Genomic DNA, 22,497 nt, shown 5'->3' with positions numbered 1-22,497 from the left:
TTTCATTCGATATGCCCACAGTCGGCGCTAAACGCCGCTCCGACGTGAGCAGGATGGCTTGGTCCGATCGCAGCGGAGTGGTTCTTTCAAACAGCGGCCGCAGGCGTACTGCTTTCATACCATCAGCGATGTGGAGACTTGCCATGTACACTGCCGGCGAAGAAGAGATCGAAGCCATTGCCAGGGTGATCCGCTCGGGTGCGCTGTTTCGCTATGGCGAGAACAGCGAGTGCAACCGCTTCGAGGCCCGCTATGCCAGGCATCTCGGCGTCGAGCATTTTGCGCTGGCCGCCAGCGGCACCTATGGGCTCGCCGCCGGCCTGATCGGCCTCGGCATCGGCCCGGGCGATGAGGTGCTGGTGCCGGCGCACACCTATATGGCGACCGCCACAGCAGTGCTGTCGGTCGGCGCCATTCCGGTCATTGTCGATATCGACGAGAGCCTGACCATCGACCCGGCCGCTCTGCGCGACGCCGTCGGCCCGCGCACCAAGGCGGTCATCCCGGTACATATGTGGGGTGCGGCCTGCAACATGAACGCCATCATGGACATCGCTAAAAAACGCGGTCTGCTCGTGCTGGAAGATGTCTGCCAGGGCATTGGCGGCGGCTATGAGGGCAAGAAGCTCGGCTCCATCGGCCATGCCGGCGCCTACTCCTTCAACTACTTCAAGAACATCACGTCGGGCGAGGGCGGCGGCATCGCCACCAGCGATCCGAAAGTGGCCGAGCGCGCGCGCTGCGCCATCGACCCCTGCCATTTCTACTGGCAGGGCCGCAGCGACAGCATCAAGCCGTTCGCCGGCATCGGCGCGCGCGCCTCGGAATTGATGGGCGCGATGCTCAATGTCCAGCTCGACCGTCTGGACGGCATCATCGAGGCGATGCGGGCGGAGAAGAAGAAGGTGCTGGCCGGCACGCGCCATCTCGGCAATCTCGGCCTGACGCCGTCGCCGATGAACAGCCCCGACGACGATTGCGCGGCACAGGTAATGTATCTTCTGCCCAGCGAACAGGCGGCGCAGACTTTTTCGAAGACCATTCCGAGCGTCATTGCCGGCAAGACCGGCCGCCACAATTTCACCCAGTGGGACCAGGTGCTGATGCATGAGGGCGCGCATCATCCGGCGCTCAATCCGTACACGCTGCCGGAAAACAAGGGCCTGCGGCTGACCTATGCCGACGACCTCGGCAAGGGTTCTCTCGACATCCTCAACCGCACGGTGATGATCGCGATGAATCCGGCGCATGCCGACGCCGACATCGACGACATGATCCATAACATCGATGCGGCGGCCCGTGTGGCGCTGGAGAATGCCTCGCTGGACGATGTCGAGGTGCGCAAGGCAGCACCGGTGGACCTGCAGAAATTCGACAGCGTGAATTGAAGAGCCGCGTTGGACCGGCTTATTGCCGGTCCAGTCGCATAAAGGCGGCGCGCAGCGCCAGCACTGCGCGCAGGATCTGGCGTTCGTCCATCGCGGCATAGCCGAGCAGCAGGCCGTGTTCCGGCTCGCTCGAATGGTAGTTGATCGAGATGCCCTGCACGTCGAGGCCCTCCTTGACGGCAGCGGCGACGACGTCACTGTCCTTGTAGGGTCGGATAAAACTGGCCAGCAGCTGCATGCCGGAATCGTTCTCGGTCACAGTCAGCCATTCGGCCAGATGCTCCTGGCACAGTTTTACGAAATTGGCCTGCCGGCGCGCATAAAGGCGGCGCATGCGTTTCAGATGTGTGGCGAAATAGCCTTGCGTGATGAAGTCGTTGACCGTCGCCTGCAGGATCAGCGGCGCGAACTGGCCGGTGATCGAGACGGCACGGTCGAAGGGCACGGACAGTTCGCGGGGTACGATGAGATAGCCGATGCGAAGCGCCGGGATCAGCGTCTTGCCGAAGGAACCAATATAGACGACGCGGTCGGCATGATCGAGGCCGCGCAGCGCCGGCACCGGCCGGCCACGGTACCGGTACTCGCCGTCATAATCGTCCTCGACGATCCAGGCGCCGTGGCGCTCGGCGATGTCGAGCAGCTGCAGCCGTTCCTCGATGCGCATGATGGTGCCGAACGGCCACTGGCAGGATGGCGTCACATAGATCAGGCGCGGCGGCGGCAGCTCTGGGTCTGCGAGATGCCATCCAAGGCGATCGACCTTCAAGGGCGCAAGCTGCGCGCCGCTGGCGAGAAAGGCGCTCTTGGCGCCGAGATAGCCGGGCTCCTCCATCCAGACATGGTCGCCTTCGTCCATCAGCACGCGCGAAGCGAGGTCGAGTGCCGCCTGCGCGCCGGTGACGATGATGACCTGGTCGGCGGTGCAGTTGATGCCGCGCGACAGGCTGATGGTCGACGCAATGGCCTGGCGCAGACCGGGATGGCCGGCAAAGGAGATATAGCCGAGCAAGTTCTCGTCGCGGCTGCGCGCATTGCGCACCAGAAGGCTGGACCAGATGGTGAAGGGGAAGGATGCCGATTCCGGCACGCCGGGATGGAAGTTGATGACGCCGGCATTGCGTGGCGGCTGCGGGCCGTTGACGATGGTCTGACCGCGCCGCGAGAGTTTTTGCGGGGCGGCGAGGCCGGCACGCAGCGCGGCCGGCGGGCGTTTCTGCTGGATCGGCGCCACCCAGGTGCCGGACCCGGCGCGCGCCTCGATAAAACCTTCGGCGAGCAGCTGGTCGTAGGCGGCGATCACCGTGTTGCGGCCGACCTTCAGATCCTCGGCCAGCGAGCGGGTCGAGGGCAGCAGCGTGTTCTGCTGGATCTGGCCGTCGAGGATGAAGCGCCGCAAGGCGCCATAGATCTGTCGGTGCATCGGTTCGTCCGAGCCGCGGTCGACCGACATGATGTCGAGGGAAAGGCGCATATGGTCGGCCAAGCTAGTCTCCGACCAACCTGGCGGCGCGGGCGATCTTCTCTTCGTTAAGCAGGCAGACAGTCTCCAGCACCAGGCGTCTGGTTTCGGGACGGACCTCGCGGCTGTTCTTCAGCGCGCGGTGAACGGTTGCCGCGCCGAGTTCCGCCTTCTCGGCGATCTCACGGATGGTGCAAAGCCGTTCCATGCCGAGTGCCGCCTCGAATGCCATGTCGCTCCTCCCTCTGCATCAAGGCATGCCTCGTCGCCAGCCTCAAGCTGGAAACGCCGGGCCGGCAACTCGGGGGCAAAAATTTCGATGCCAAGAACTGTGCGATCCGCGCCGCCAAGGGAGGGCGGCGGCGCGGATCGCCGGGCGCTTTCGCGTCGCTACCCCTACCGAGGCGCGCGCCCAACCGGCCCAACCACCAGCCCCCCGGCGGTGGTTAGGCCAAGTCTCGTATCGCGACGTCGAACCCGGCCGCGCAGGCCGTTTTGAGAAGCGAAGCGTAACCTTTCGTGGCATAGGTCATGGGGTGTGCCTTGGCCGGATCCTGCTCGGCCTCGACGACGATCCAGCCTTCGAAGCCATGGCTGGCCAGAGGCTGCAGCAGCGACAGGAAATCGACGGAGCCATCGCCGGGCACGGTGAAGATTCCTTCCATCACTGCCGCCATGAAACTCATGTCCTCGCGCCGTGCCTTCTCCAGCACGGCTGCGCGGACGTCCTTGCAATGGAAATGCACGATGCGGTCGAGATGCCGGTTCAGGAGGGAGGCCGGGTCGCCGCCTGAGAACAGACAATGGCCGGTATCGAACAGCAGGCCGACGCTCTTGCCGGTTGCGGCCATCAGCCTGTCGACCTCGTCATCGCTCTCGACGATGGTGCCCATATGGTGATGGAAAGCCATGCCGACGCCGAAGGCAGCCATGCGGTCGGCGAGTTCGGTCAGCTTCTCGCCATAGGCAGTCCATTCGCCGTCAGCGAGGCGCGGACGCTGTGAGATCGGCGCGAAAATGCCGTCATGACGGCCGCGCGAGGTGTCGGCATAGACGACGACCTTGGCGCCGAGGTCGCGCAGCAGGGTCAGATGCGAGGTGATGGCGGCGAATTCCTCGTCGACCGTGCGGTCCAGAATGCGGCCGTCATACCAGCCGGAGACGAGCTCCAGTCCGTAAGAAGACAGGATCGGTCCAAGCTCGTCGCTTCGCCTGGGGAATTTGCCGCCGAGTTCGGTGCCGCGATAGCCGGCCTGCCTGGTTTCCGACAGGCATGTCGCGAGCGGCGTATCGCCGCCGAGTGAGGGAACATCGTCATTGCTCCAGGTGATGGGATTGATGCCGATCTTGACCGTCATGCCGCTACTTCAAAGGGCTCGGGGAAACACAAAGCCGAGGCCGGCAAACTGAGGGGAAAGAGGACCTGTCACTAGGTCCAGTTGAGGTGAATTTGGCAGAGCCAATCGGGAGCGCTAAAGCGCGTCCCGTTTGAACGGACTAAGTCGACGCGCTTAGGTCTTTGTTTATGCATGTCGTTGTCTCAAAACCGGCGCCACTTTTGAGCGACATGCATTAATCCTGCTGCGGCCTTCCGAAGGCCGCGCGCAGTTCGTCCTTGGCGTCCTCAAGCACTTTCCGGCGCGCCTGCGGCAGGTTCTTGCCGGCGCGGTTGATGTAGAAATTCAGCATCGACATGGCCGACTGAAACGGCTCGGCCTTGCGGCGGTCGCTGTGCTCGGCCGAGCGCTTGAGCGAGGCCGCGATCTTCCTGGCGTCGTCGGCTTCGAAGATGTGGTCCTCAAGGTCCATCGCATCGCTGTGCTCGGTCACCTCGGCCGACCATTTTTTCTTCGCGGTCATGACAAACTCCTTCCTGTCGCAAAAACTCGGGCAGGCCGCCGCGGTTCCCGAGAAATCGCCGGGCCGCTGGAGCCACGGATCATGGCCCTGTGGCGCTGCCCGTCGCGGTGAATGCGCCGATAGTGGCGACACAACGGTCGACTTCCCAGGACCGTAGACAGGAAACGCCTTGACCCCGATCGTCGCCAATCAGGCGGATAGCCCCGGCATCGACAGCAGCTACGCCTGGATGCGGCTTGCCATCTCCATGCTGCTGGCGACGATCGGTGCGGTCGGCATGTGGGCCGTCGTCGTCGTGCTGCCGGCCGTGCAGGCCGAGTTCGGCGTTGACCGCGCCGCGGCATCGATGCCCTACACCGCAACCATGGTCGGCTTCGCCGCCGGCAATGTGCTGGTTGGCCGCGCGGTCGATCGCATGGGGTATTGGATCCCGGCACTGCTATCCTCGGTGGCTCTCGCCGCCGGCCTGCTGCTCGCCGCGTTGTCGACCTCTATCCTGCAATTCACCCTTGCCCAGGGCGTGCTGATTGGTGTCGGCACATCGGTGATCTTCGGGCCGCTGATCGCCGACATCTCGCACTGGTTCAACCGTCGGCGCGGCGTCGCCGTCACGGCGGCGGCTGCTGGCAACTATCTCGCCGGAGCGCTCTGGCCAACCATCATGCCGACACTGATCAAGGCGGAGGGCTGGCGCTTCACCTATGCCGGCATCGGTGTCTTCTGCCTGGTCACCATGGTGCCACTGGTGCTGTTGTTGCGGCGCGCTGCTCCGACGGCGGCTGCCGCCGGTTCGCCCGGAAGCCGGCCAGTGCAGTCGATTTCGCTGTCGCCGGCGGCGTTACAGGTGCTGCTGATCGTTGCCGGTCTCGGCTGCTGCGTGGCGATGTCGATGCCGCAGGTGCACATCGTCGCCTATTGCATGGATCTTGGCTACGGCATTGCGCATGGCGCCGACATGCTGTCGATCATGATGGCGGCGGGCGTCGTCAGCCGGCTCGCCTCCGGCTTTGTCGCCGACCGCATCGGCGGCGTGAAAACCCTGCTTATCGGTTCCGTGCTGCAATGCCTGTCGCTTTTGTTTTACATCCCGTTCGACGGGCTTGCCTCGCTCTATGTCGTGTCGCTGGTGTTCGGCCTGTCGCAAGGCGGCATCGTGCCTTGCTATGCCATCATCGTGCGCGAATACCTGCCCGCCAGGGAGGCCGGCCAGCGTATCGGCATCGTCATGATGGCGACCATCTTCGGCATGGCGATCGGTGGCTGGATGTCGGGCTGGATCTACGACCTGACCGGCTCTTACGCCGCCGCGTTCCTCAACGGGATCGCGTGGAACTTGCTGAACATAGTGGCCATCGGGCTGCTGCTGTGGAAAGCAAAACGCAGTGCTGCCCTGATGGCTTAGGAAGGCAGGATTGCCCTGTTGCTTGACAAGGGCGATTGGCTGCGCGACGCCAGCAGGCGAGTGGGTGCGGCAGCAGCCGGTTGGCATGGTGGCAGTGGAAAAGCTGAACATGGTTTCGCAAGGGCGCAGCGGCCGGGGCCCGGCACGTGGAGGATGTCCATGACCAAGCCGCGCTCGCGTCGCGGGGGCGGCCGCCCGACCCTATCAGATGTGGCGCGCAAGGCCGGCGTCGGCGCCATCACCGTGTCGCGGGCGCTGCGCGAACCGGAACGCGTCAGCCAAGATCTGCGGCGCCAGATCCAGGCCGCCGTCGACGAACTCGGTTATGTCCCGGATCCCAATGCACGGGCGCTGGCCTCGGCGCGCGCCGATGTGTTCGGCGTGCTGGTGCCGTCGCTGACCAACAACGTCTTCGCAGAAGTGGTGCGCGGCATCTATGACAGCCTGTCGGACGGCCCGTTCCGCGTCCAGCTCGGCAACACCCATTATTCCGGCCTCGAGGAGGAGCGCCTGCTGCAGGTGTTCGCACCGCAGCGCCCGGCGGCGCTGATCGTGGCCGGCATCGACCAGACGCCGACCTCGCGAAAGCTGCTGGAGAGCGCGGGCTGCCCGGTGGTGCAGGTGATGGAGACCGGGCCCGATCCGGTCGACATGCTGGTCGGCTTCTCGCATTTCGACGGCGGCCGCACCGCGACCGAGCATCTGATCGAGGCGGGCTACCGGCGGATCGGCTTCATCGGCGCACGCATGGACCCGCGCTCGCAGCGGCGGCTTGCCGGCTATCGCGCGGCAATGGAGAAGGCCGGCCTGTTCGACCCGCGGCTGGTCACCACCACGCCGCTACTGTCCAGCGTGACGCTCGGCCGCGAGCTGCTTCGCGATGCGCTGGCCAAGATGCCGGCGCTCGACGGCGTCTTCTGCAACAATGACGACATCGCGCTCGGCGTTTTGTTCGAATGCCATAGCGCCGCGCTCAACGTGCCGAAAACAATCGGCATTGTCGGCTTCAACGACCTCGAAATGATGCAGGCGGCGTTCCCGCCGCTCACCAGTATCCGCACCCCTCGCTATGAAATCGGCCGTCGGTCTGTCGCCATGGCGCTGGCGGCGATCGCAGGACGAAGGCCTGAGCAGCGGGTCGTCGATCTTGGTTTCGAACTCAAGCCCCGCGAGAGCACCGCACGCTGAACACGCTTTGGCCGGCCTCAGCAAATGGTGCTTTACACAACGTCATGGTAGCGCTACCATTTTCGTCGGGCAGACGTTTTGATGAAAGGCCGCCCCTGTTTATTATACATAAGCAACAGCTCATGCTTGTTTATTATGTATAATATGCTAGTTTCGTTTCTCGCCTGTGAAGCGGCGAGGGGGAGGGGATCGGGCCGGCTTCGGCCCTTGAGACGTGGCGCCGGCCAGGCTGGAGGGCCTTCGGCAGGCGTGGAAACACACCACGACAAACAGCATCAAATAAACAAGCAGCAGCAAACAAAACTACAACTGGGAGGAATATCGATGATCAAGTCACTTGTTGGTGGCATCGTTGCCGCCACTGCATTCGTCATGCTGAGTTCGTCGGCCATGGCCGACCCGGAAGTTGTCAAGGGCCCGTCGGCTGAGCCGGATTGCTTTGCGCCCTGGGCGGCCGATACGCAGTTCTTCAAGTTCCCCAAGAAAGACGGCCCATACCGCATCGCGCTCGCCAATGGCTATATCGCCAACACCTGGCGCATCCAGATGGTGCAGACCGCCAAGGCCTATGCGGCCCAGCCGGAGGTCGCCGCTAAACTGAAGGAATTCAAGGTCGTCTCGACCGGCGAGGACGTGCCGGCTCAGATTTCGGCGATCAACAACTTCATCGATTCCGGCTATGACGCGATCGTCGTCAACGCCCAGAACCCGACCGCTTTCGGGCCGGTCATCAAGCGCGCCAAGGAAGCTGGCGTCATCCTCGTCGCCTTCGACAATATTCTCGATACCAAGGACGCCATCAACGTCAATGTCGACCAGAAGGGCCTTGGCGAATTGTGGGGCAAATGGCTGGTCGGCCATGTGCCGAATGGCGGCAAGGTGCTCGAAGTGCGCGGCGTTGCCGGAACTTCCGTGGACACCGACCGTCACAACGGCATCCATGAAGCGCTCGATGCCTCCGGCAAGAAATGGGACGTCACCGAGGTGGTCGGCAAATGGGACGACGGCGTGGCGCAGAAAGCCACGGCCGACGCCATTGCCACCAACGGCCCGTTCGACGGCATCACCGGGCAAGGCGGCGACACCGGCATCGTGCAGGCGATGATCGATGCCAAGCATGCTTTCGTGCCGTTCGGCGGCGAGACCGAGAACGGTTTCCGCAAGTTCTGCGCGGCACATGCCGGCGACGGGCTGAAATGCTCATCGGCCGGCACCGGTCCGGCGCAGGTCGCGGTCGCCATCAAGACGGCGATTGCCGCGCTCGAAGGCAACGTTGTGCCGCAAGCGGTGAAGCTGCCGCTGGCGATCGTCGAGGACCCGAACTTCAAGGCCGGTCAGGATTTCTTCCCCGACCAGTCCGACAATTTCTTCGTCGGCAATTCCTTCCCGACCTGCGGCATCAATTTCACCGCGCAGGAAATTATGGGCCAGACCAAAGCTGACCAATAGGGCTGACCAATAGGCGGCATATCCGGCGCCGCGGGATCTCCGCGGCGCCGGCCACTCAATATCCCTTGAAGTCAAACTGCCTCGGGAGGGCCGATGGACGGTGCGGTTCCGCTCTTCCGGATGGAAGGCATATCCAAGCGCTATGGTGGTGTGCGGGCGCTGGAAAAGGCCGAGCTTTCGGTCTCGTCCGGTAGCATCCACGCCATTCTCGGCGAAAACGGCGCCGGCAAATCGACGCTGATCAAGGTCATGGCGGGCGTCGTCGCGCCCGACGAAGGCCGCATGATGCTGAACGGCAGCGAGGTGACGTTCGCTTCGCCTGCTGCTGCAAACAAGTCCGGCATCGTCTGCATCTTCCAGGAGCTGTCGCTGGTTCCCGAACTCAGCGTTGCCGACAACATCGTCATCTCCGATCCGCCGAAGCGTTTCGGCATGATCGACCGCAAGGCGCAGCGCCGCATTGCCGAGGATGCGCTGGCACGCGCAGGTGCGGCCGACATCCATCCATTGGCGCTGGTCAAGGATCTTCCGCTTTCAAGAAGACAGATGGTCGAGATCGCCAAGGCATTGGCCAGGAAGCCGCGCATCCTGATCCTCGACGAGGCGACCTCGGCCCTGACCGCGACGGACGTCGCCAGGATATTCAGCGTGCTCAAGCGATTGCGCTCGGAAGGGCTGGCGCTGCTTTACATTTCGCACCGCATGAACGAGATCGCCGAGCTTGCCGACCACTGCACGGTGTTTCGCAACGGCCGCAATGTCGCCAGCTACAAGGCAGGCACAAAGAGCGACAACGAAGTCGTCGAACTGATGATCGGGCGCGAATACAGCCATATTTTCCCGCCGAAACCCGCGCGCGCTGCCGCCGCCGCCGTTCCTGTGCTGGAGGCGCGCAAGCTGTCCTGGACGGACCGGCTGGACAATGTCTCGCTGACCGTCGGGGCAGGCGAGGTCGTCGGCCTTGGCGGCCTGGACGGCCAGGGCCAGCGCGAATTGCTGCTTGCCTTTTTCGGTGTGCTGCGCGGCCTCGGCGGCCAGATCCTTATCGACGGCAAGCCTGTTTCGATCGCCAGCCCCCAAGCGGCGCGCGACGACCGCATCGGCATGGCGCTGATCCCGGAGGACCGCAAGACCGAAGGCCTGATGCTGCCGATGACGGTGCGCGAGAACCTCTCCTTTGCCGCCCTAGACCGGCTGTCCAAGGCCGGCATCATCGACCGCGCCGCCGAACAGCGGCTGATCGACGACATGGTCGGGCTGCTGGCGATCAAGACGGCCGGCCTCGACATTCCGGTCGGTGCGCTGTCGGGGGGCAACCAGCAGAAGGTGGTCATCGCCAAATGGCTGATGCGCCAGCCGCGGATCATCCTGCTCAACGATCCGACGCGCGGCATCGACGTCGGCACCAAGCAGGAACTCTATCAACTGATGCGCAAGCTGGCGGATGCGGGGGCGGCGATCCTGTTCTATTCGACCGACTATGACGAACTGATCGGCTGCTGCGACCGCGTGCTGGTGCTCTATGACGGCGCGGTCAAGCGCGAGCTGGTCGGGGCCGAGATCACCGAGCGGGCGCTCATTGCAAGCGCGCTCAACATCCACGGCGATGACGGCGGCGCGAGAGACGATGCCGGCGCAAGACAGGGAGCGGACGCGTGAAAGAGTGGCGCTACTGGCTGGCCGAGCAGCGCGGAACACTGATGGCACTCGGCATATTCATTGTCATGTTCGTCATCTACACCTCGAACCATCCGGCGGGCTTCACCGCCAATGTCGTGCAGACGGCGTCCAACAAGGGCGTGCTGCTCGCCTTCGTCGCCATGGCGCAGACACTGGTCGTGATCACCGCCGGCATCGACCTCTCCGTCGGCATGATCTTCACGCTGACCAATTGCCTCGCCTCCTGGCTGGTCATCGGCACCGGCCTCGAGACCGCTTTCGGCGTCATCGCCGTGCTCGGCACCGGGCTCCTTTGCGGGGCGATCAACGGCGCCATCGTCATCTACGGCCGCCTGCAGCCGATCGTCGCCACGATCGCCACGGGTGCGGTCTATTTCGGCATCGCGCTGCTGCTCAGGCCGTTTCCCGGCGGTTCGGTCAACGAAGGTCTCGCCGACGCGCTGACCGGACGCCTGTTCGGCGTGATGCCGGCGAGCCTGGTCGTGCTGCTCGCCGTCGTGCTCGTGGTCTGGGTACCGTTCAGCCGCTCGGTGCTCGGGCGGGCGGCCTATGCGGCCGGCTCGTCGGAGACGGCGGCCTACATGTCCGGTGTGCCGATAAGGCGCGGCAAGTTCGCTGCCTACGCGCTCGCAGGCCTGTTGGCCGCGATCGGCGGACTGTTCCTGACCTTCTTCACCTATACCGGCGATGCAGCCTATGCCAGCGGCAACGCCTATACGCTGTTTTCGATTGCCGCCGTGGTGCTGGGCGGCGTCTCGCTGTTTGGCGGCAAGGGCAGCGCCATCGGCGCCATCTTCGGCGCGCTGGCCTTCCGCACCATCGGCGACCTGTTGTTCGTTTTCGATTTCGATCCGCTATGGCAGCCGCTGTTCCAGGGCGTTATCCTGCTGGTCGCGGTCAGCCTTGGCGCCTTTGCGCTGTTTCGGGTCCGCAACCGGCTGGAGTGGTTCCTGTGAGCGAAACGACATTGGGCGGTATCGCCGGCCGCATGCCGAAATTCATCCGCCGCGCCGATCCGGCGGTGCTGACGGCCTTCGCCTGCATCGTGCTGTTGCTGTTCCTAGGCAGCCTCTATTCCAGGAGCTTTCTGTCGCCTGAATATCTCTTGCAGCAGCTCAAGGTGGCCTCGTTCCTCGGCGTCATCGCCACAGGCATGATGCTGGTCATCCTGCTAGGCCAGATCGACCTGTCGGTGCCGTGGGCGGTGGCGGCGGGCGCGATGATGGCGTGTGCGGCCGCGGCCTATGGCCCGATCGGTGTGGCGCTGGCCATCCCGTTCGGCATCTTCTGCGGGGTGCTGATCGGCATCGTCAACGGCTTTGGCGTCGCCTATTTGCGCATACCCTCGATGATCATCACGCTCGCCACCAACGCTGTCGCGCAAGGGCTCATGGTCGTTTATACCGGCGGCTACTCGCCACAGGATTCGGCCACCGGCGCCATGCGCTATCTTGCGACAGGTTTTACCATTCCTGGCGTGCCTAACGCCGTCATCATCTGGGCGCTGATTGGTGCCGCGATGGTGTTCGTGCTGTCCCGCACCAGCTTCGGCCGCACCGTCTACGGCATCGGCAACCGCGAGCGTGCCGCCTATCTCTCCGGCATCGATACAAGGCGCGTGGTGATGATCGCCTTCGCTATCTCAGGCGGGCTGTCCGCCTTTGGCGGGGTGCTTCTCGCCGGCTATGCCTCCAAGGCGGCGCAATCGATGGGCGATGCCTATCTCTTGCCGTCGATCGCCGCCGTGGTTCTGGGCGGCACCTCGATCCTGGGTGGCCGCGGCTCCTATCTCGGCACCGTCGCCGGTGTCATCCTGATTACGCTCCTGCAGTCCATCCTCTCGGTCATGCAGATGCCGGAGGCGGGGCGGCAGATCGTCTATGGCCTGGTCATCGTTGCCATGCTCCTGCTCTACGGCCGCGCGCCGGCAAGCCGCTGACCGTGGACGAAAAGACGGCACAGGCGCCAATGGGCGCTACCGGCTCAGTGCCTCGGGCCATTGTGGTGATGGGCGTCGCCGGCTGCGGAAAGTCGGCTGTCGGCAAAGCGTTGGCAGCAGAGGAAGGGGCCGTCTTTGTCGAAGGCGACAGGCTGCACCCGCCCGAAAACGTCGCCCGCATGGCGAGCGGTGAGCCGCTCACAGATCAACTGCGTGAGGGCTGGCTCGATGCCATTGGCGAGCGGATCGCGGACCTGACCGGCAGCGGCCAAAGCGTGGTTGCCGCCTGCTCGGCGCTGAAGCGCAGCTACCGCGATCGTCTGAGCGGCTTCCGCCGGGACATCGTTTTCATCTATCTGAAGATCGATCCCGCTACCGCCAAGCAGCGTGTCGCCAGCCGCAAGGGGCATTTCATGCCGGCAAGCCTGGTCGAAAGCCAGTTCGCCATCCTTGAACCGCCTGGCGCCGACGAGCGGGCGCTGACGGCCGACGCCACACTTCCAGTGGCTGAAATCGTCACCGCCGTTGCCAGCCTGCTGGCCGGCGCAAAATCATGAACCACCCTCGTCGGGCAAGGCGGTTTCCGGCCGTTCGGTGAACCGGTCATGGCCTGACCAGACCATCATTTGCTCGGGATAGAGTTTCAGCGCCTCCAGCAAGCGGTCGCGCTTGAGCAATATGTACTCGGCCTGAAGCGCCATGTTCTTGGCGCCGCCGGCTCTGGTCGCGGGCTCGCCGGCCTCTGCCGGGGCCGGCACCAGTTCGGGACTTAGGACGGCGCGGTATTGGCGGAACGGATCGGTCTCGAAGGTCGACATGGAAAACAGCGCCGCCTTGCCTCTGGCAGCGAAATTCGTCGGCGCCGAAGCCAGGTGGGTCCAGCCGCTCTCGCCAAGGCCGACTTCGGTGAATGTCGAGCCGGCATGCACCGTGTTGGTCACCAACACCACGCCGTTGCTGCCAAGGATCTTCTGGATCCGGCCGGTGACCTGGTAGGCGTCACTGCGGTCGAACACGATCCGGCTTTTCAGGAAACGGTTCTCGACCCGAACCATCGGCGGGTTCAGGAAGCGCAAGCCGAAGGTCGAATCGGATATGCCGTGAGCCCTGACGCTGAGCTGGTGTGTCTCGATGCCGGCTTCATGGAGAGCGCGTTTGCCGATGATGGTCTGGGTCGTGAACTGATCGCACCAGATGATAGCGCCGTGGCCGCGCTTCAGCGCCGCTTGCAGGCCTTCCAGGCCCTCCAGCCGGATATCAGGTGACCAGCGGCGGCCGATGAGATGCGCGGCAAGTAGCAAACGCCGGCGGTGGTTGGCGCAGAGCAAGGCCCTGAACTGCCTTTGCGCATCGATGCCATTGCCGAGCACGGCGCGCGTCGCGGCAGCGTAGCGCACGAAATCCTTGCGGATATGGCGCTTGAGGCGCAGCCCCGATACGCGGCTGCAGATCGCGGCCCACCAATTGACCGGTAGCAATGCCGCGACCCCGAGATAAAAGGCGGCCAGCAGCAGCTCGCGGAGATCCCTGTTGTTGAAGGTGCGCAACTTGCCGGCGCGGACCTGCTTGCGGCTGAAGAAGCGAACATTCTCGGCGCGTTCGGGCACCAGGATGTCGGCGATGATTTCCGTATGATAAATGACGGCGGAAGATGGTGTCCGGTCGGCTTTCCGGGATTTTCCCAACCACGGCAGCCTCATCCGATCGGTGTCCACCTGTTCTTGCGTGCGTCCGGAAATCGCTTTACTGCGTCTGCCACGGGCGCGCAATCGGCGCCGACAAGGCCATGGTGAACGCCATTCAGGGTTCGAACTTGAAACAGGCCCTATCGGTAGCACTTCCCCAACTGGCGCCCTGGCGGCCGGCTGCGGTGGCGCTGATGGCGCCGGACCGGCCATCCCTGAGCTTTGCCGGCCTCGCCAATCTTGTCGACAAGCTCTGCGGCGATCTCGCCAGGCGTGGCGTTGCCCGCGGCACGGCCGTCGGCATCGTCTTGCCCAACGGCCCGGAAATGGCGGCCTGTTTCCTGGCGGTCTCGGCGTTGGCGACGGCGGCGCCGCTCAATCCGGCTTACGGCGAAGACGAATTCCGCTTCTATCTCGGCGATCTCGATGTGAAGCTGCTGCTGTGCGGACAAGGCATGGGCGATGCGGCGCGCAACGCCGCAAAGGGGCTCGGCATTGCGGTGCTCGACGTCGTCGTGACTGACGGCGCCAAGGCCGGCGAGTTTCTGCTGGCGGGCGACGCCGAGGTGGAGGCTGCCAGCGAGGCTCGCCTCGACGATATGCAGCTCAACGGGCCGGACGATTTCGCGCTTGTCCTGCACACATCGGGAACCACGGCGCGGCCGAAGATCGTCGGCTTGCGGCAGCGCAATCTGCTGGCATCAATGGCCAACATCGCCCGCACCTTGGCGCTTTCGGCAGACGATATCTGTCTCAACGTGATGCCGCTGTTCCACATTCACGGGCTGATGGCGGCGCTCAGCGCACAGCTGGCAGTCGGCGGCGCTGTTGTCTGCACGCCGGGCTTCAACCCGCTAAAATTCTACGGCTGGCTGGGCGACTTCAGGCCGAGCTGGTACAGCGCGGTGCCGACCATGCATCAGGCGATCCTGGCGCGCGCCGCCCGCAATGGCGAAACCATCGCGGCTGCGCGGCTGCGCTTCATCCGCTCGTCTTCGGCAGCGCTTCCCGACACCGTGTTCCGCGACCTCGAGCGCGTCTTCGGCTGTCCGGTGGTCGAGGCCTATGGCATGACCGAGGCGGCGCACCAGATGACATCCAATGGCCTGCCGCCTGCGCGCCGCAAGCCAGGCTCGGTCGGCCTGCCTGCGGGTCCGCAGGTGACGATCCTGGACGACAAGGGGACGATCCTTCCGGCGGGTGAAAAGGGCGAGATCGCGGTGCGCGGCGCCAACATCCATGATGGCTATCTCAACAATCCGGTGGCCAATGAAGCTGCCTTCAGCGATGGCTGGTTCCGCACCGGCGACCAGGGCCTGATCGACGAGGATGGCGATCTGAAGATCACCGGGCGGCTGAAGGAGATCATCAATCGCGGCGGCGAAAAGATCTCGCCGCTCGAAGTCGACAATGTCCTGCTCGATCATCCGCTGGTGGCGCAGGCGGTGACCTTTGCCGTGCCGCACGCCATGCTCGGCGAAGAGGTGGGTGCGGCCATCGTGCTGGCCGAGGGCGCCACCGCCGATGCCGAGCAGATACGCGATTTCGCGCGCAGCCGGATCGTCGAGTTCAAGGTGCCGCGCCACATCCTGTTTCTTCAGGAGATACCCAAGGGTCCCACAGGCAAGATCCAGCGCGTCGGCCTGGCCGGCAAGCTCGGCCTGGTCTGAGGACTCTCATTTGAGCATGATCTTGTCCGAAAACCGGTTCCCACTTTTCGGGACTATGCTCTAATTTAGATCTGCGATGTCAGCTCGACCGGAAAATCATCATTGTCGGCGTCGCGCATGGCGGCGAGGCTGCGATTGTCCAGCACTTCGGCGATCGCCTGGCGCACTTCCAGCATCATGTGCCGGACCTGACAGGTCGCCTCGTCGCAATCCTCGCAGCGCTGGTATTGCGTGCGGCTGGCGCAGGGTATGGGAGCGAGCGGGCCGTCCAGCACGCGCACGACGTGGCCGATCTTGATTTCGGAAGCCGGCCGGGCGAGGCGATAACCGCCTTCCTTGCCCTTGCGGCTGAGGACGAAGCCGGCATTGCGCAGCTCGCCCAGAATGGCATCCAGGAATTTCTTCGGGATGTTGTTGGCGATCGCGATGTCGTTGACGAATGCAAGCTGGCCGACCGGCAGGCCGGAAAGATGCACGAGGGCCTTGAGGCCGTATTTGCCTTTTTTGGTAAGCATGCCCGCTTCAGTTCATGAAAACCCCAACCACCCGCATCTGGCGGTTGTTTGTGTGCAAATCATGACGTTTCGCCTGAACAACCCGGTTTCGCGTAGAACAAGCCGCCCGGTTGAGACGTTAGGCACAAAGGCGTTGATTCTTTGTAACGTTTTTCGCCGATCGCGACAGATTCCGCATGAAAGCCGTTTGTCGGCGCGCGAAATCAAAAAAGCCGGCAAAGCGCCGGCTTTCTTGTGAGGTGAGGTCGAACGCTGCTGATATCAGCGGCTGCCATAGGTCTGGTCGAGCAGACCGCCGGCGGCGAAGTGCTCCTTCTGTACCTTGTCCCAGCCGCCGAAGACGTCTTCCACAGTCAGCAGGCGGACATCGGGGAAGTCGGCCTTGTATTTTGCCGCGACTTCAGCGTTGCGGGCGCGCAGGCCATTTTCAGCCGCGATGGTCTGGCCCTCGGGCGTGTAGAGGAAATCGAGATAGGTCTTGGCGAGGTCACGGCTGCCGTGCTCGTCGGCGACCTTGTCGACGATCGCCACCGGGAATTCGGCGAGCAGGCTGACCGTTGGCGTGACCTGTTCGAACTTGTCGTTGCCATACTCCTTGCGGATGCCGCGCGTTTCCGACTCGAAGGTGATCAGCACGTCGCCGATCTCGCGCTGCACGAAGGTGGTGGTGGCGGCGCGCCCGCCGGTGTCGAAGATCGGCACGTTGTTGAACAGCTTGGTGACGAACTCCTTCACCTTGGCGTCGTCGCCCTTGAAGGCTTCCTTGGCGTAGGCGGTTGCGGCCAGATAGGTGTAGCGCGCATTGCCCGAGGTCTTGGGGTTGGGGAAGATCACCTGCACGTCGTCGCGCACGAGGTCGTTCCAGTCCTTGATGTGCTTGGGGTTGCCCGCGCGGACGAGAAACGAAGGGAGCGAATAGAAGGGCGAGGCGTTGTCGGGGAAATCCTTCTGCCAGTCGGCGGAGACGAGGCCTTTCTTGACCAGAAAGTCGATGTCGGTGACCTGGTTGAAGGTGACGACATCGGCGCCCAAGCCTTCGGCAATGGCGCGCGCCTGCGCCGAAGTGCCGGCATGCGACTGGTCGACCGTGACGCCGGGATGGCCGGCGGTGAAAGCCTTGTTGATCTGGACGAACAGTTCGCGGCCGACATCATAGGAAGCGTTGAGCAATTTGTCGGCCGACCAGGCCTGCGAACAGGCGAGGATCAGGCCGGCGACAGTGGCGACGCTGAGGAAAAATCGCTTCATGAAAACAGGCTCCGATGTGCAATGCGTTGCCAGAACATAGCCGGGCCGGAGGGTGTACTGCGAGGCACACGGGGCAGACGTATGGCGTTGCAGCGAAAAAGAAATCGCTGAAGCAGGTTATCGGCGAAAATTCATTCCAGGCGAAATGCCGGTGCGTTGGGGTTTTCTGTGGTTTGCAATTCGAAGCCGAATGGCATATACAAATGGCATATACAAGTGGAACAGACAGGGGAGGCTGCCATGCCGCAGCACCGTCACTCGATACCACCGCCCAGGGAGGCGAAGTTGTTTCGCAACAACCGCAGTCAGGCGGTTCGCATCCCTGTCGAATTCGAGCTGCCTGGCGAGAAGGTCCTGATCAGCCGCGATGGCGACCGGCTGATCATCGAGCCGGTCCGCAAACCCGGCCTCGTCGCGCTCCTTGCCCAATGGGCGAAAGAGCCGCCGCTTGGTCCTGAAGACGACTTTCCCGAGATTCATGATGCGCCCGTGGGGCCCGAGGACATCTTCTGATGCGGTTCATGCTGGACACGAACATCATCAGCGACATGATCCGAAATCCGGCCGGCAAAGCCGCCAGTACGGCGGTTCGCGCGGGAGACGGTGCCCTGTGCACCAGCATCGTTGTCGCCTCGGAGCTGCGTTATGGCTGCGCCCGCAAGGGATCGGCCAAGCTGCTCGCCAAGGTCGAGCAATTGCTCGCCGAGTTACCTGTGCTGCCGCTCGATGTGCCGATGGATAACGAATACGGAGCACTTCGTGCCGAGCTGGAGGCCAGAGGCCAGCCAATCGGCCACAATGATCTTTTCATTGCTGCCCATGCCTGTGTGTTGGGGACGACACTGGTGACGGCCAACACCGCTGAGTTCCGTCGGATCAAGGGCCTGACGCTCGAGAACTGGCTGGAGTAGCGCCGGATCGATGTCTATGCCGCCGGGAAAAGCTTCCAGCGCCTTGGCCTGAACGCCACCCGGCTCTTCTGCGCCGCAGGATGGTCCACAGGCAGTTCGATCTCGACGCGCTGGCGCTCGCCGCCGATTTCCAGTTCGACGCGTCTTGTGCCGGCGACGCGGCGGCTGGCGGCGACCGTGCCGGCGATGCAGCCGCTGCAGCCGTCGAGCAGTTCGATATCGTGCGGGCGGAAATACAGCGTCGCATCGCCCTCGGGTGCGTGCGGCGCCGACACGCCGATCGGACGGTCGGCGAGCCAGATTTCGCCATTCTCAACCTTGACCGGCAGCATGCTCGATTCGCCGATGAAGGAGTAGACGAAGGGCGAGTTCGGCGTGTCGTAGATCTCGTCGGCGGAGCCGACCTGCTCGATGCGGCCCTGGCTCATCACCACGACGCGGTCGGCAAGCTCGAGCGCCTCTTCCTGGTCGTGGGTGACGAAGACGGTGGTGTGGCCGGTACGGTCATGGATCTCGCGCAGCCAGCGGCGGAGTTCCCGGCGCACCTGCGCATCGAGCGCGCCGAACGGCTCGTCGAGCAACAGCACCTTGGGCTCGATGGCCATGGCCCGGGCGAGCGCCACGCGCTGGCGCTGGCCACCGGAAAGTTGCGCCGGATAGCGCTTTTCCAGGCCGGAAAGCTGAACGAGATCGAGCAGTTCGGAGGCGCGTCGGCGGATTTCGGCCGCCGGTGGTCGCGACGGTCCATGCCGCACCTTGAGGCCGAAGCCGATATTGTCGGCGACCGTCATGTGCCGGAAGAGCGCATAGTGCTGGAAGACGAAGCCGACATTGCGCTCCTGGATCGAGCGGTGCGAGGCGTCCTCGTCGCCGAAGAAGATCTTTCCGCGCGTCGGCCGCTCCAGGCCGGCGATAAGCCTCAGCAGCGTCGTCTTGCCGGAGCCGGATGGCCCAAGCAGCGCGATCAGCTCACCCGACTTGATGTCAAGCGATACGTCATGGAGGGCCGGAAACCGGTCAAACTCCTTGCGTACGTTGGCAACGCGAACTTCCATGTAGATCCCTCAGTAATTTGGTGCATGTCGTTGTCCCAAAACCGGTTCCCAGTCTTGGGCGATATGCATTTAGTCAGTGCCCGCGCGTCGCGGCGATCTCGGCGCCGTAGCGCATCTCGAGAAGTGTTTTCAAGACCAGCGTGACCAGCGCCAGGCCGGCAAGCAGCGAAGCGACGGCAAAAGCGCCGACGGCGTTGTACTCGTTGTAGAGGATTTCGACATGCAACGGCATGGTGTTGGTCAGCCCGCGTATGTGGCCCGACACGACCGAGACCGCGCCGAATTCGCCCATCGAGCGGGCGTTGCACAGAAGCACGCCGTAGAGCAATCCCCATTTGACGTTGGGCAGCGTCACGTACCAGAAGGTCTGCCAGCCATTGGCGCCCAGAGAGAGCGCGGCTTCCTCGTCGCCGTTGCCCTGTTCCTGCATCAGCGGGATCAGTTCGCGGGCAACGAAGGGGAAGGTGACGAAGATGGTCGCGAGCACGATGCCGGGCACGGCGAACAAGATCTGGATGCCGTGCGCCTTCAGCCATTCACCGAACAGTCCCTGAGCGCCAAACAAAAGCACATAGACCAGGCCGGAAATGACCGGCGAGACCGAGAAGGGCAGGTCGATCAGCGTGGTTAGAAAAGCCTTGCCCTTGAACTCGAACTTGGCGATCGCCCAGGCAGCCGAAATGCCGAAGACGACGTTGAGCGGAACGGCGATCACCGCCACCAGCAGCGTCAGCCGGATCGCCGAGCGCGTATCGGGATTGGAGAGCGATTCCGTGTAGGCGCCAATGCCTTTCGCCAGCGCCTCGTGGAAGACGATGATCAGCGGCAGCAGCAGGAAGATGGCGAGGAAGGCGAAGGCCACCGCCATCAGCAGCAGCCGCACCGGCCGGCTTTCGGTCACCGCCGCCGACCGGCTCTCGTGATGCGGTTCGTAGGATTTGATCTCGGGGTCAGCCATAGCGCTTGCGACTCCATGACTGCGCCAGGTTGATGACCAGCAGCATCACGAACGACAGCAAAAGCATGATCGCCGCGATCGCGGTGGCCGCCGGATAATTGTACTCCTCGAGCCGGATGACGATCAGAAGCGGTGCGATCTCCGACTTGTAGGGAAGGTTGCCGGCGATGAAGATGACCGAGCCGTATTCGCCGACGCCGCGCGCGAAAGCGAGTGAGAAGCCGGTGATGATGGCCGGCGCCAGGCCGGGAAACAGGATGCGGGTGATGATCTGGAAGCGGTTGGCGCCGAGCGTCGCAGCGGCCTCCTCCACTTCCTTGTTGATCTCCTCCATGATCGGCTGCACCGTGCGCACGACAAACGGCAGGCCGATGAAGACAAGCGCCACGACAATGCCGAGCGGCGTGTACGCGACCTTGATGCCGAGCGGCGCCAGGAGATGGCCGATCCAGCCATTGGGCGCATAAAGAGTGGTCAGCGCAATGCCCGCGACCGCGGTCGGCAGCGCGAAGGGCAGGTCGACCATGGCGTCGACGACGCGGCGGCCGGGGAAGCGGTAGCGCACCAGCACCCAGGCGACGAGCGTGCCGAAGACGACGTTGACGGCGGCTGCGATGAAGGCTGTGCCGAAGCTGATTTCGAGTGCGTTGATGGTCCGGCGGTCGGTGGCGATCGCCCAGAAATCGGTCCAGCCGAGGGCTGCCGAGCGCCAGATCAGGCCCGACAGGGGGATGAGGATGATGAGCGTGAGGTAGGCAAGCGAGAAGCCGAGCGTCAATCCGAAACCCGGAATGACACTCGGCTGTCTGAATCGCCACCCCGCCTTGGCGGGTGCTATGGTCATGTCGTCCTGATCTAAATCCTACTGGGCCGGCTTGTAGATCTGGTCGAATATACCACCATCGCCGAAATGATAAGGCTGTGCCTTCTTCCAGCCGCCAAAAAGCGGATCGTCGATGGAGATCAGCTTGATTTCGGGCGTCTTCGGAATGTCAGCCGCATCCACCAGCTCGGGCTTGGCCGGACGATAGTGGTTCTTGGCGATGATCGTCTGGGCTTCCTTGGAATAGAGCCAGCCGAGATAGGCTTCGGCGACCTTGCGGGTGCCCTTGGCATCGACATTGGCGTCGACGATCGCCACCGGCGGCTCGGCCAGGATCGAGGTCGGGGGATAGACGATCTCGAAATTGTCGGCTCCGAATTCATTGAGCGCCAGATAGGCGTCGTTTTCCCAGCCGATCAGCACGTCGCCGATGCCCTTTTGCGCGAAGGTGACCGTCGAGCCGCGCGCACCGGTGTCGAGCACCGGAGCATTGGCGTAGAGCTTGCCGACGAATTCCTTGTTCTTGGCCTCGTCGCCGCCATCATTGGCGTTGGCATAGGCCCAGGCGGCAAGGTAGTTCCAGCGGGCGCCACCCGACGTCTTCGGGTTCGGCGTGATCACCTGGACACCGTCCTTGACCAGATCGCTCCAGTCGTGGATGCCCTTCGGGTTGCCCTTGCGGACCAGGAAGATGATGGTCGAGGTGTAAGGCGCCGAATTGTTCTCGAACTTCTTGCGCCAGTCCGGGTTGATCTTCTTCGACTTGGTGACGATGGCGTTGATGTCGCCTTCGAGCGCCAGCGTCACCACATCGGCATCGAGGCCGTCGATCACGGCGCGGGCCTGGGCGCCGGAGCCGCCATGCGATTGCTGGATGGTGACCGTCTCGCCGGTCTCGGCCTTCCAGTGTGCGACGAAGGCTTCGTCATAGGCCTTGTAGAGTTCGCGTGTCGGGTCGTAGGACACGTTCAGAATGGTCGTATCGGCAAACGCGAAACCGAGCGTGCCGAACTGGATCGATGTGGCGACCAGTGCGCCGAGCAGTTTCTTGAAATGAGGTTTGGTCATTTCCGCCTCCGTTGATGACGGCTGAACTCTATCGAATTGATAGAAATTAGATGCATTCAACGTTGCATTTTTTGTCCCCCCGAAGGAAATTTTCGCCGATATTGGGTTTCGGAAGGAAATATTTTCCTCATATTGGTCTAACCCGAATCCGGCCGGTTTGACGCTATCTAGGAGCTGACAGCGCAGAAGCAAGGCC

Annotated in this window: 22 protein-coding genes; 11 read left to right on the top strand and 11 right to left on the bottom strand. The window is 63.4% G+C overall.

Annotated features, from left to right (window positions below; genetic code table 11):
• The first annotated feature begins 143 nt into the window (after positions 1-143).
• Positions 144-1,388 (top strand): DegT/DnrJ/EryC1/StrS family aminotransferase, encoded by a 1,245-nt coding sequence (locus NKJ88_RS25850; protein WP_352446070.1) that lies wholly within the window; start codon positions 144-146, stop codon positions 1,386-1,388.
• 19 nt (positions 1,389-1,407) lie between these two features.
• Here NKJ88_RS25850 and mocR read toward each other — a convergent pair whose 3' ends face one another.
• The 4 genes from mocR to NKJ88_RS25830 all read right to left on the bottom strand — a co-directional run bounded on the left by mocR (position 1,408) and on the right by NKJ88_RS25830 (position 4,710).
• Positions 1,408-2,874 carry a rhizopine catabolism transcriptional regulator MocR gene (gene mocR, locus NKJ88_RS25845; RefSeq protein ID WP_023673062.1) on the bottom strand — a complete coding sequence of 489 codons (1,467 nt, stop codon included), beginning with the start codon at positions 2,872-2,874 and terminating at the stop codon, positions 1,408-1,410.
• A 1-nt stretch (position 2,875) separates the two neighbouring features.
• On the bottom strand, positions 2,876-3,082 hold the full coding sequence (locus tag NKJ88_RS25840) for a LacI family DNA-binding transcriptional regulator (protein WP_023673063.1): 207 nt from the start codon (positions 3,080-3,082) through the stop codon (positions 2,876-2,878).
• Between the two features lie 214 nt (positions 3,083-3,296).
• Positions 3,297-4,208, bottom strand: a complete 912-nt coding sequence (iolE, locus tag NKJ88_RS25835; protein ID WP_352446068.1) for a myo-inosose-2 dehydratase — start codon at positions 4,206-4,208, stop codon at positions 3,297-3,299.
• A gap of 214 nt (positions 4,209-4,422) precedes the next feature.
• A complete protein-coding gene (locus NKJ88_RS25830; RefSeq protein ID WP_023673065.1) occupies positions 4,423-4,710 on the bottom strand; it encodes a DUF3175 domain-containing protein in 288 nt (95 codons plus the stop codon).
• Positions 4,711-4,939: 229 nt separating this feature from the next.
• Here NKJ88_RS25830 and NKJ88_RS25825 point away from each other — a divergent pair, with 229 nt between their 5' ends.
• The 7 genes from NKJ88_RS25825 to NKJ88_RS25795 all read left to right on the top strand — a co-directional run bounded on the left by NKJ88_RS25825 (position 4,940) and on the right by NKJ88_RS25795 (position 12,925).
• Complete coding sequence (locus tag NKJ88_RS25825; RefSeq protein ID WP_050588124.1) at positions 4,940-6,112, top strand: MFS transporter; 1,173 nt, start codon at positions 4,940-4,942, stop codon at positions 6,110-6,112.
• 159 nt (positions 6,113-6,271) lie between these two features.
• Positions 6,272-7,300: an HTH-type transcriptional regulator GntR gene (gene gntR, locus NKJ88_RS25820; protein WP_023682222.1), complete on the top strand. Its 1,029-nt coding sequence runs from the start codon at positions 6,272-6,274 to the stop codon at positions 7,298-7,300.
• Positions 7,301-7,624: 324 nt separating this feature from the next.
• Positions 7,625-8,749 carry a sugar ABC transporter substrate-binding protein gene (locus NKJ88_RS25815; RefSeq protein ID WP_023682221.1) on the top strand — a complete coding sequence of 375 codons (1,125 nt, stop codon included), beginning with the start codon at positions 7,625-7,627 and terminating at the stop codon, positions 8,747-8,749.
• 93 nt (positions 8,750-8,842) lie between these two features.
• Positions 8,843-10,408, top strand: coding sequence for a sugar ABC transporter ATP-binding protein (locus NKJ88_RS25810; protein WP_023714808.1), 1,566 nt, complete (start codon positions 8,843-8,845; stop codon positions 10,406-10,408).
• On the top strand, positions 10,405-11,385 hold the full coding sequence (locus tag NKJ88_RS25805; RefSeq protein WP_023725417.1) for an ABC transporter permease: 981 nt from the start codon (positions 10,405-10,407) through the stop codon (positions 11,383-11,385). The genes NKJ88_RS25810 and NKJ88_RS25805 overlap by 4 nt, the downstream gene beginning before the upstream one ends.
• Positions 11,382-12,368: an ABC transporter permease gene (locus NKJ88_RS25800; RefSeq protein WP_023673071.1), complete on the top strand. Its 987-nt coding sequence runs from the start codon at positions 11,382-11,384 to the stop codon at positions 12,366-12,368. The genes NKJ88_RS25805 and NKJ88_RS25800 overlap by 4 nt, the downstream gene beginning before the upstream one ends.
• Before the next feature lie 2 nt (positions 12,369-12,370).
• A complete protein-coding gene (locus NKJ88_RS25795) occupies positions 12,371-12,925 on the top strand; it encodes a gluconokinase (RefSeq protein ID WP_023725416.1) in 555 nt (184 codons plus the stop codon).
• Here the strand turns inward: NKJ88_RS25795 and NKJ88_RS25790 are convergent.
• On the bottom strand, positions 12,920-14,068 hold the full coding sequence (locus tag NKJ88_RS25790) for a hypothetical protein (protein WP_023725415.1): 1,149 nt from the start codon (positions 14,066-14,068) through the stop codon (positions 12,920-12,922). The genes NKJ88_RS25795 and NKJ88_RS25790 overlap by 6 nt on opposite strands.
• Before the next feature lie 113 nt (positions 14,069-14,181).
• Here NKJ88_RS25790 and NKJ88_RS25785 point away from each other — a divergent pair, with 113 nt between their 5' ends.
• Entirely contained in the window at positions 14,182-15,723 is a 1,542-nt protein-coding gene (locus tag NKJ88_RS25785; RefSeq protein ID WP_502896411.1) for an acyl--CoA ligase, read from the top strand.
• 65 nt (positions 15,724-15,788) lie between these two features.
• On the opposite strand, the gene NKJ88_RS25780 is transcribed toward NKJ88_RS25785, so the two are convergent.
• Entirely contained in the window at positions 15,789-16,238 is a 450-nt protein-coding gene (locus tag NKJ88_RS25780; protein ID WP_023673075.1) for an RrF2 family transcriptional regulator, read from the bottom strand.
• A gap of 261 nt (positions 16,239-16,499) precedes the next feature.
• A complete protein-coding gene (locus NKJ88_RS25775; protein WP_023699658.1) occupies positions 16,500-17,486 on the bottom strand; it encodes a sulfate ABC transporter substrate-binding protein in 987 nt (328 codons plus the stop codon).
• Positions 17,487-17,726: 240 nt separating this feature from the next.
• Between NKJ88_RS25775 and NKJ88_RS25770 the strand changes: the two genes are divergently transcribed.
• Positions 17,727-17,999 carry an AbrB/MazE/SpoVT family DNA-binding domain-containing protein gene (locus tag NKJ88_RS25770; RefSeq protein WP_023687970.1) on the top strand — a complete coding sequence of 91 codons (273 nt, stop codon included), beginning with the start codon at positions 17,727-17,729 and terminating at the stop codon, positions 17,997-17,999.
• Entirely contained in the window at positions 17,999-18,397 is a 399-nt protein-coding gene (locus NKJ88_RS25765) for a type II toxin-antitoxin system VapC family toxin (protein ID WP_023725412.1), read from the top strand. Before NKJ88_RS25770 ends, NKJ88_RS25765 begins: the two co-directional genes overlap by 1 nt.
• Before the next feature lie 14 nt (positions 18,398-18,411).
• Here the strand turns inward: NKJ88_RS25765 and NKJ88_RS25760 are convergent, their stop codons facing one another.
• From NKJ88_RS25760 to NKJ88_RS25745, 4 genes are all read right to left on the bottom strand, one after another.
• A complete protein-coding gene (locus tag NKJ88_RS25760) occupies positions 18,412-19,452 on the bottom strand; it encodes a sulfate/molybdate ABC transporter ATP-binding protein (protein ID WP_023673079.1) in 1,041 nt (346 codons plus the stop codon).
• Positions 19,453-19,525: 73 nt separating this feature from the next.
• Entirely contained in the window at positions 19,526-20,410 is an 885-nt protein-coding gene (gene cysW, locus NKJ88_RS25755) for a sulfate ABC transporter permease subunit CysW (protein ID WP_023690809.1), read from the bottom strand.
• A complete protein-coding gene (gene cysT / locus NKJ88_RS25750; protein ID WP_352446064.1) occupies positions 20,403-21,254 on the bottom strand; it encodes a sulfate ABC transporter permease subunit CysT in 852 nt (283 codons plus the stop codon). The genes cysW and cysT overlap by 8 nt, the downstream gene beginning before the upstream one ends.
• Positions 21,255-21,272: 18 nt before the next feature.
• Positions 21,273-22,301, bottom strand: coding sequence for a sulfate ABC transporter substrate-binding protein (locus NKJ88_RS25745; protein WP_023673082.1), 1,029 nt, complete (start codon positions 22,299-22,301; stop codon positions 21,273-21,275).
• Positions 22,302-22,497: the final 196 nt, after the last annotated feature.

The organism is Mesorhizobium sp. M0016 (genome assembly GCF_040324035.1).
GTDB lineage: Bacteria > Pseudomonadota > Alphaproteobacteria > Rhizobiales > Rhizobiaceae > Mesorhizobium.
This window is presented reverse-complemented; position numbering and strand designations above follow the sequence as displayed.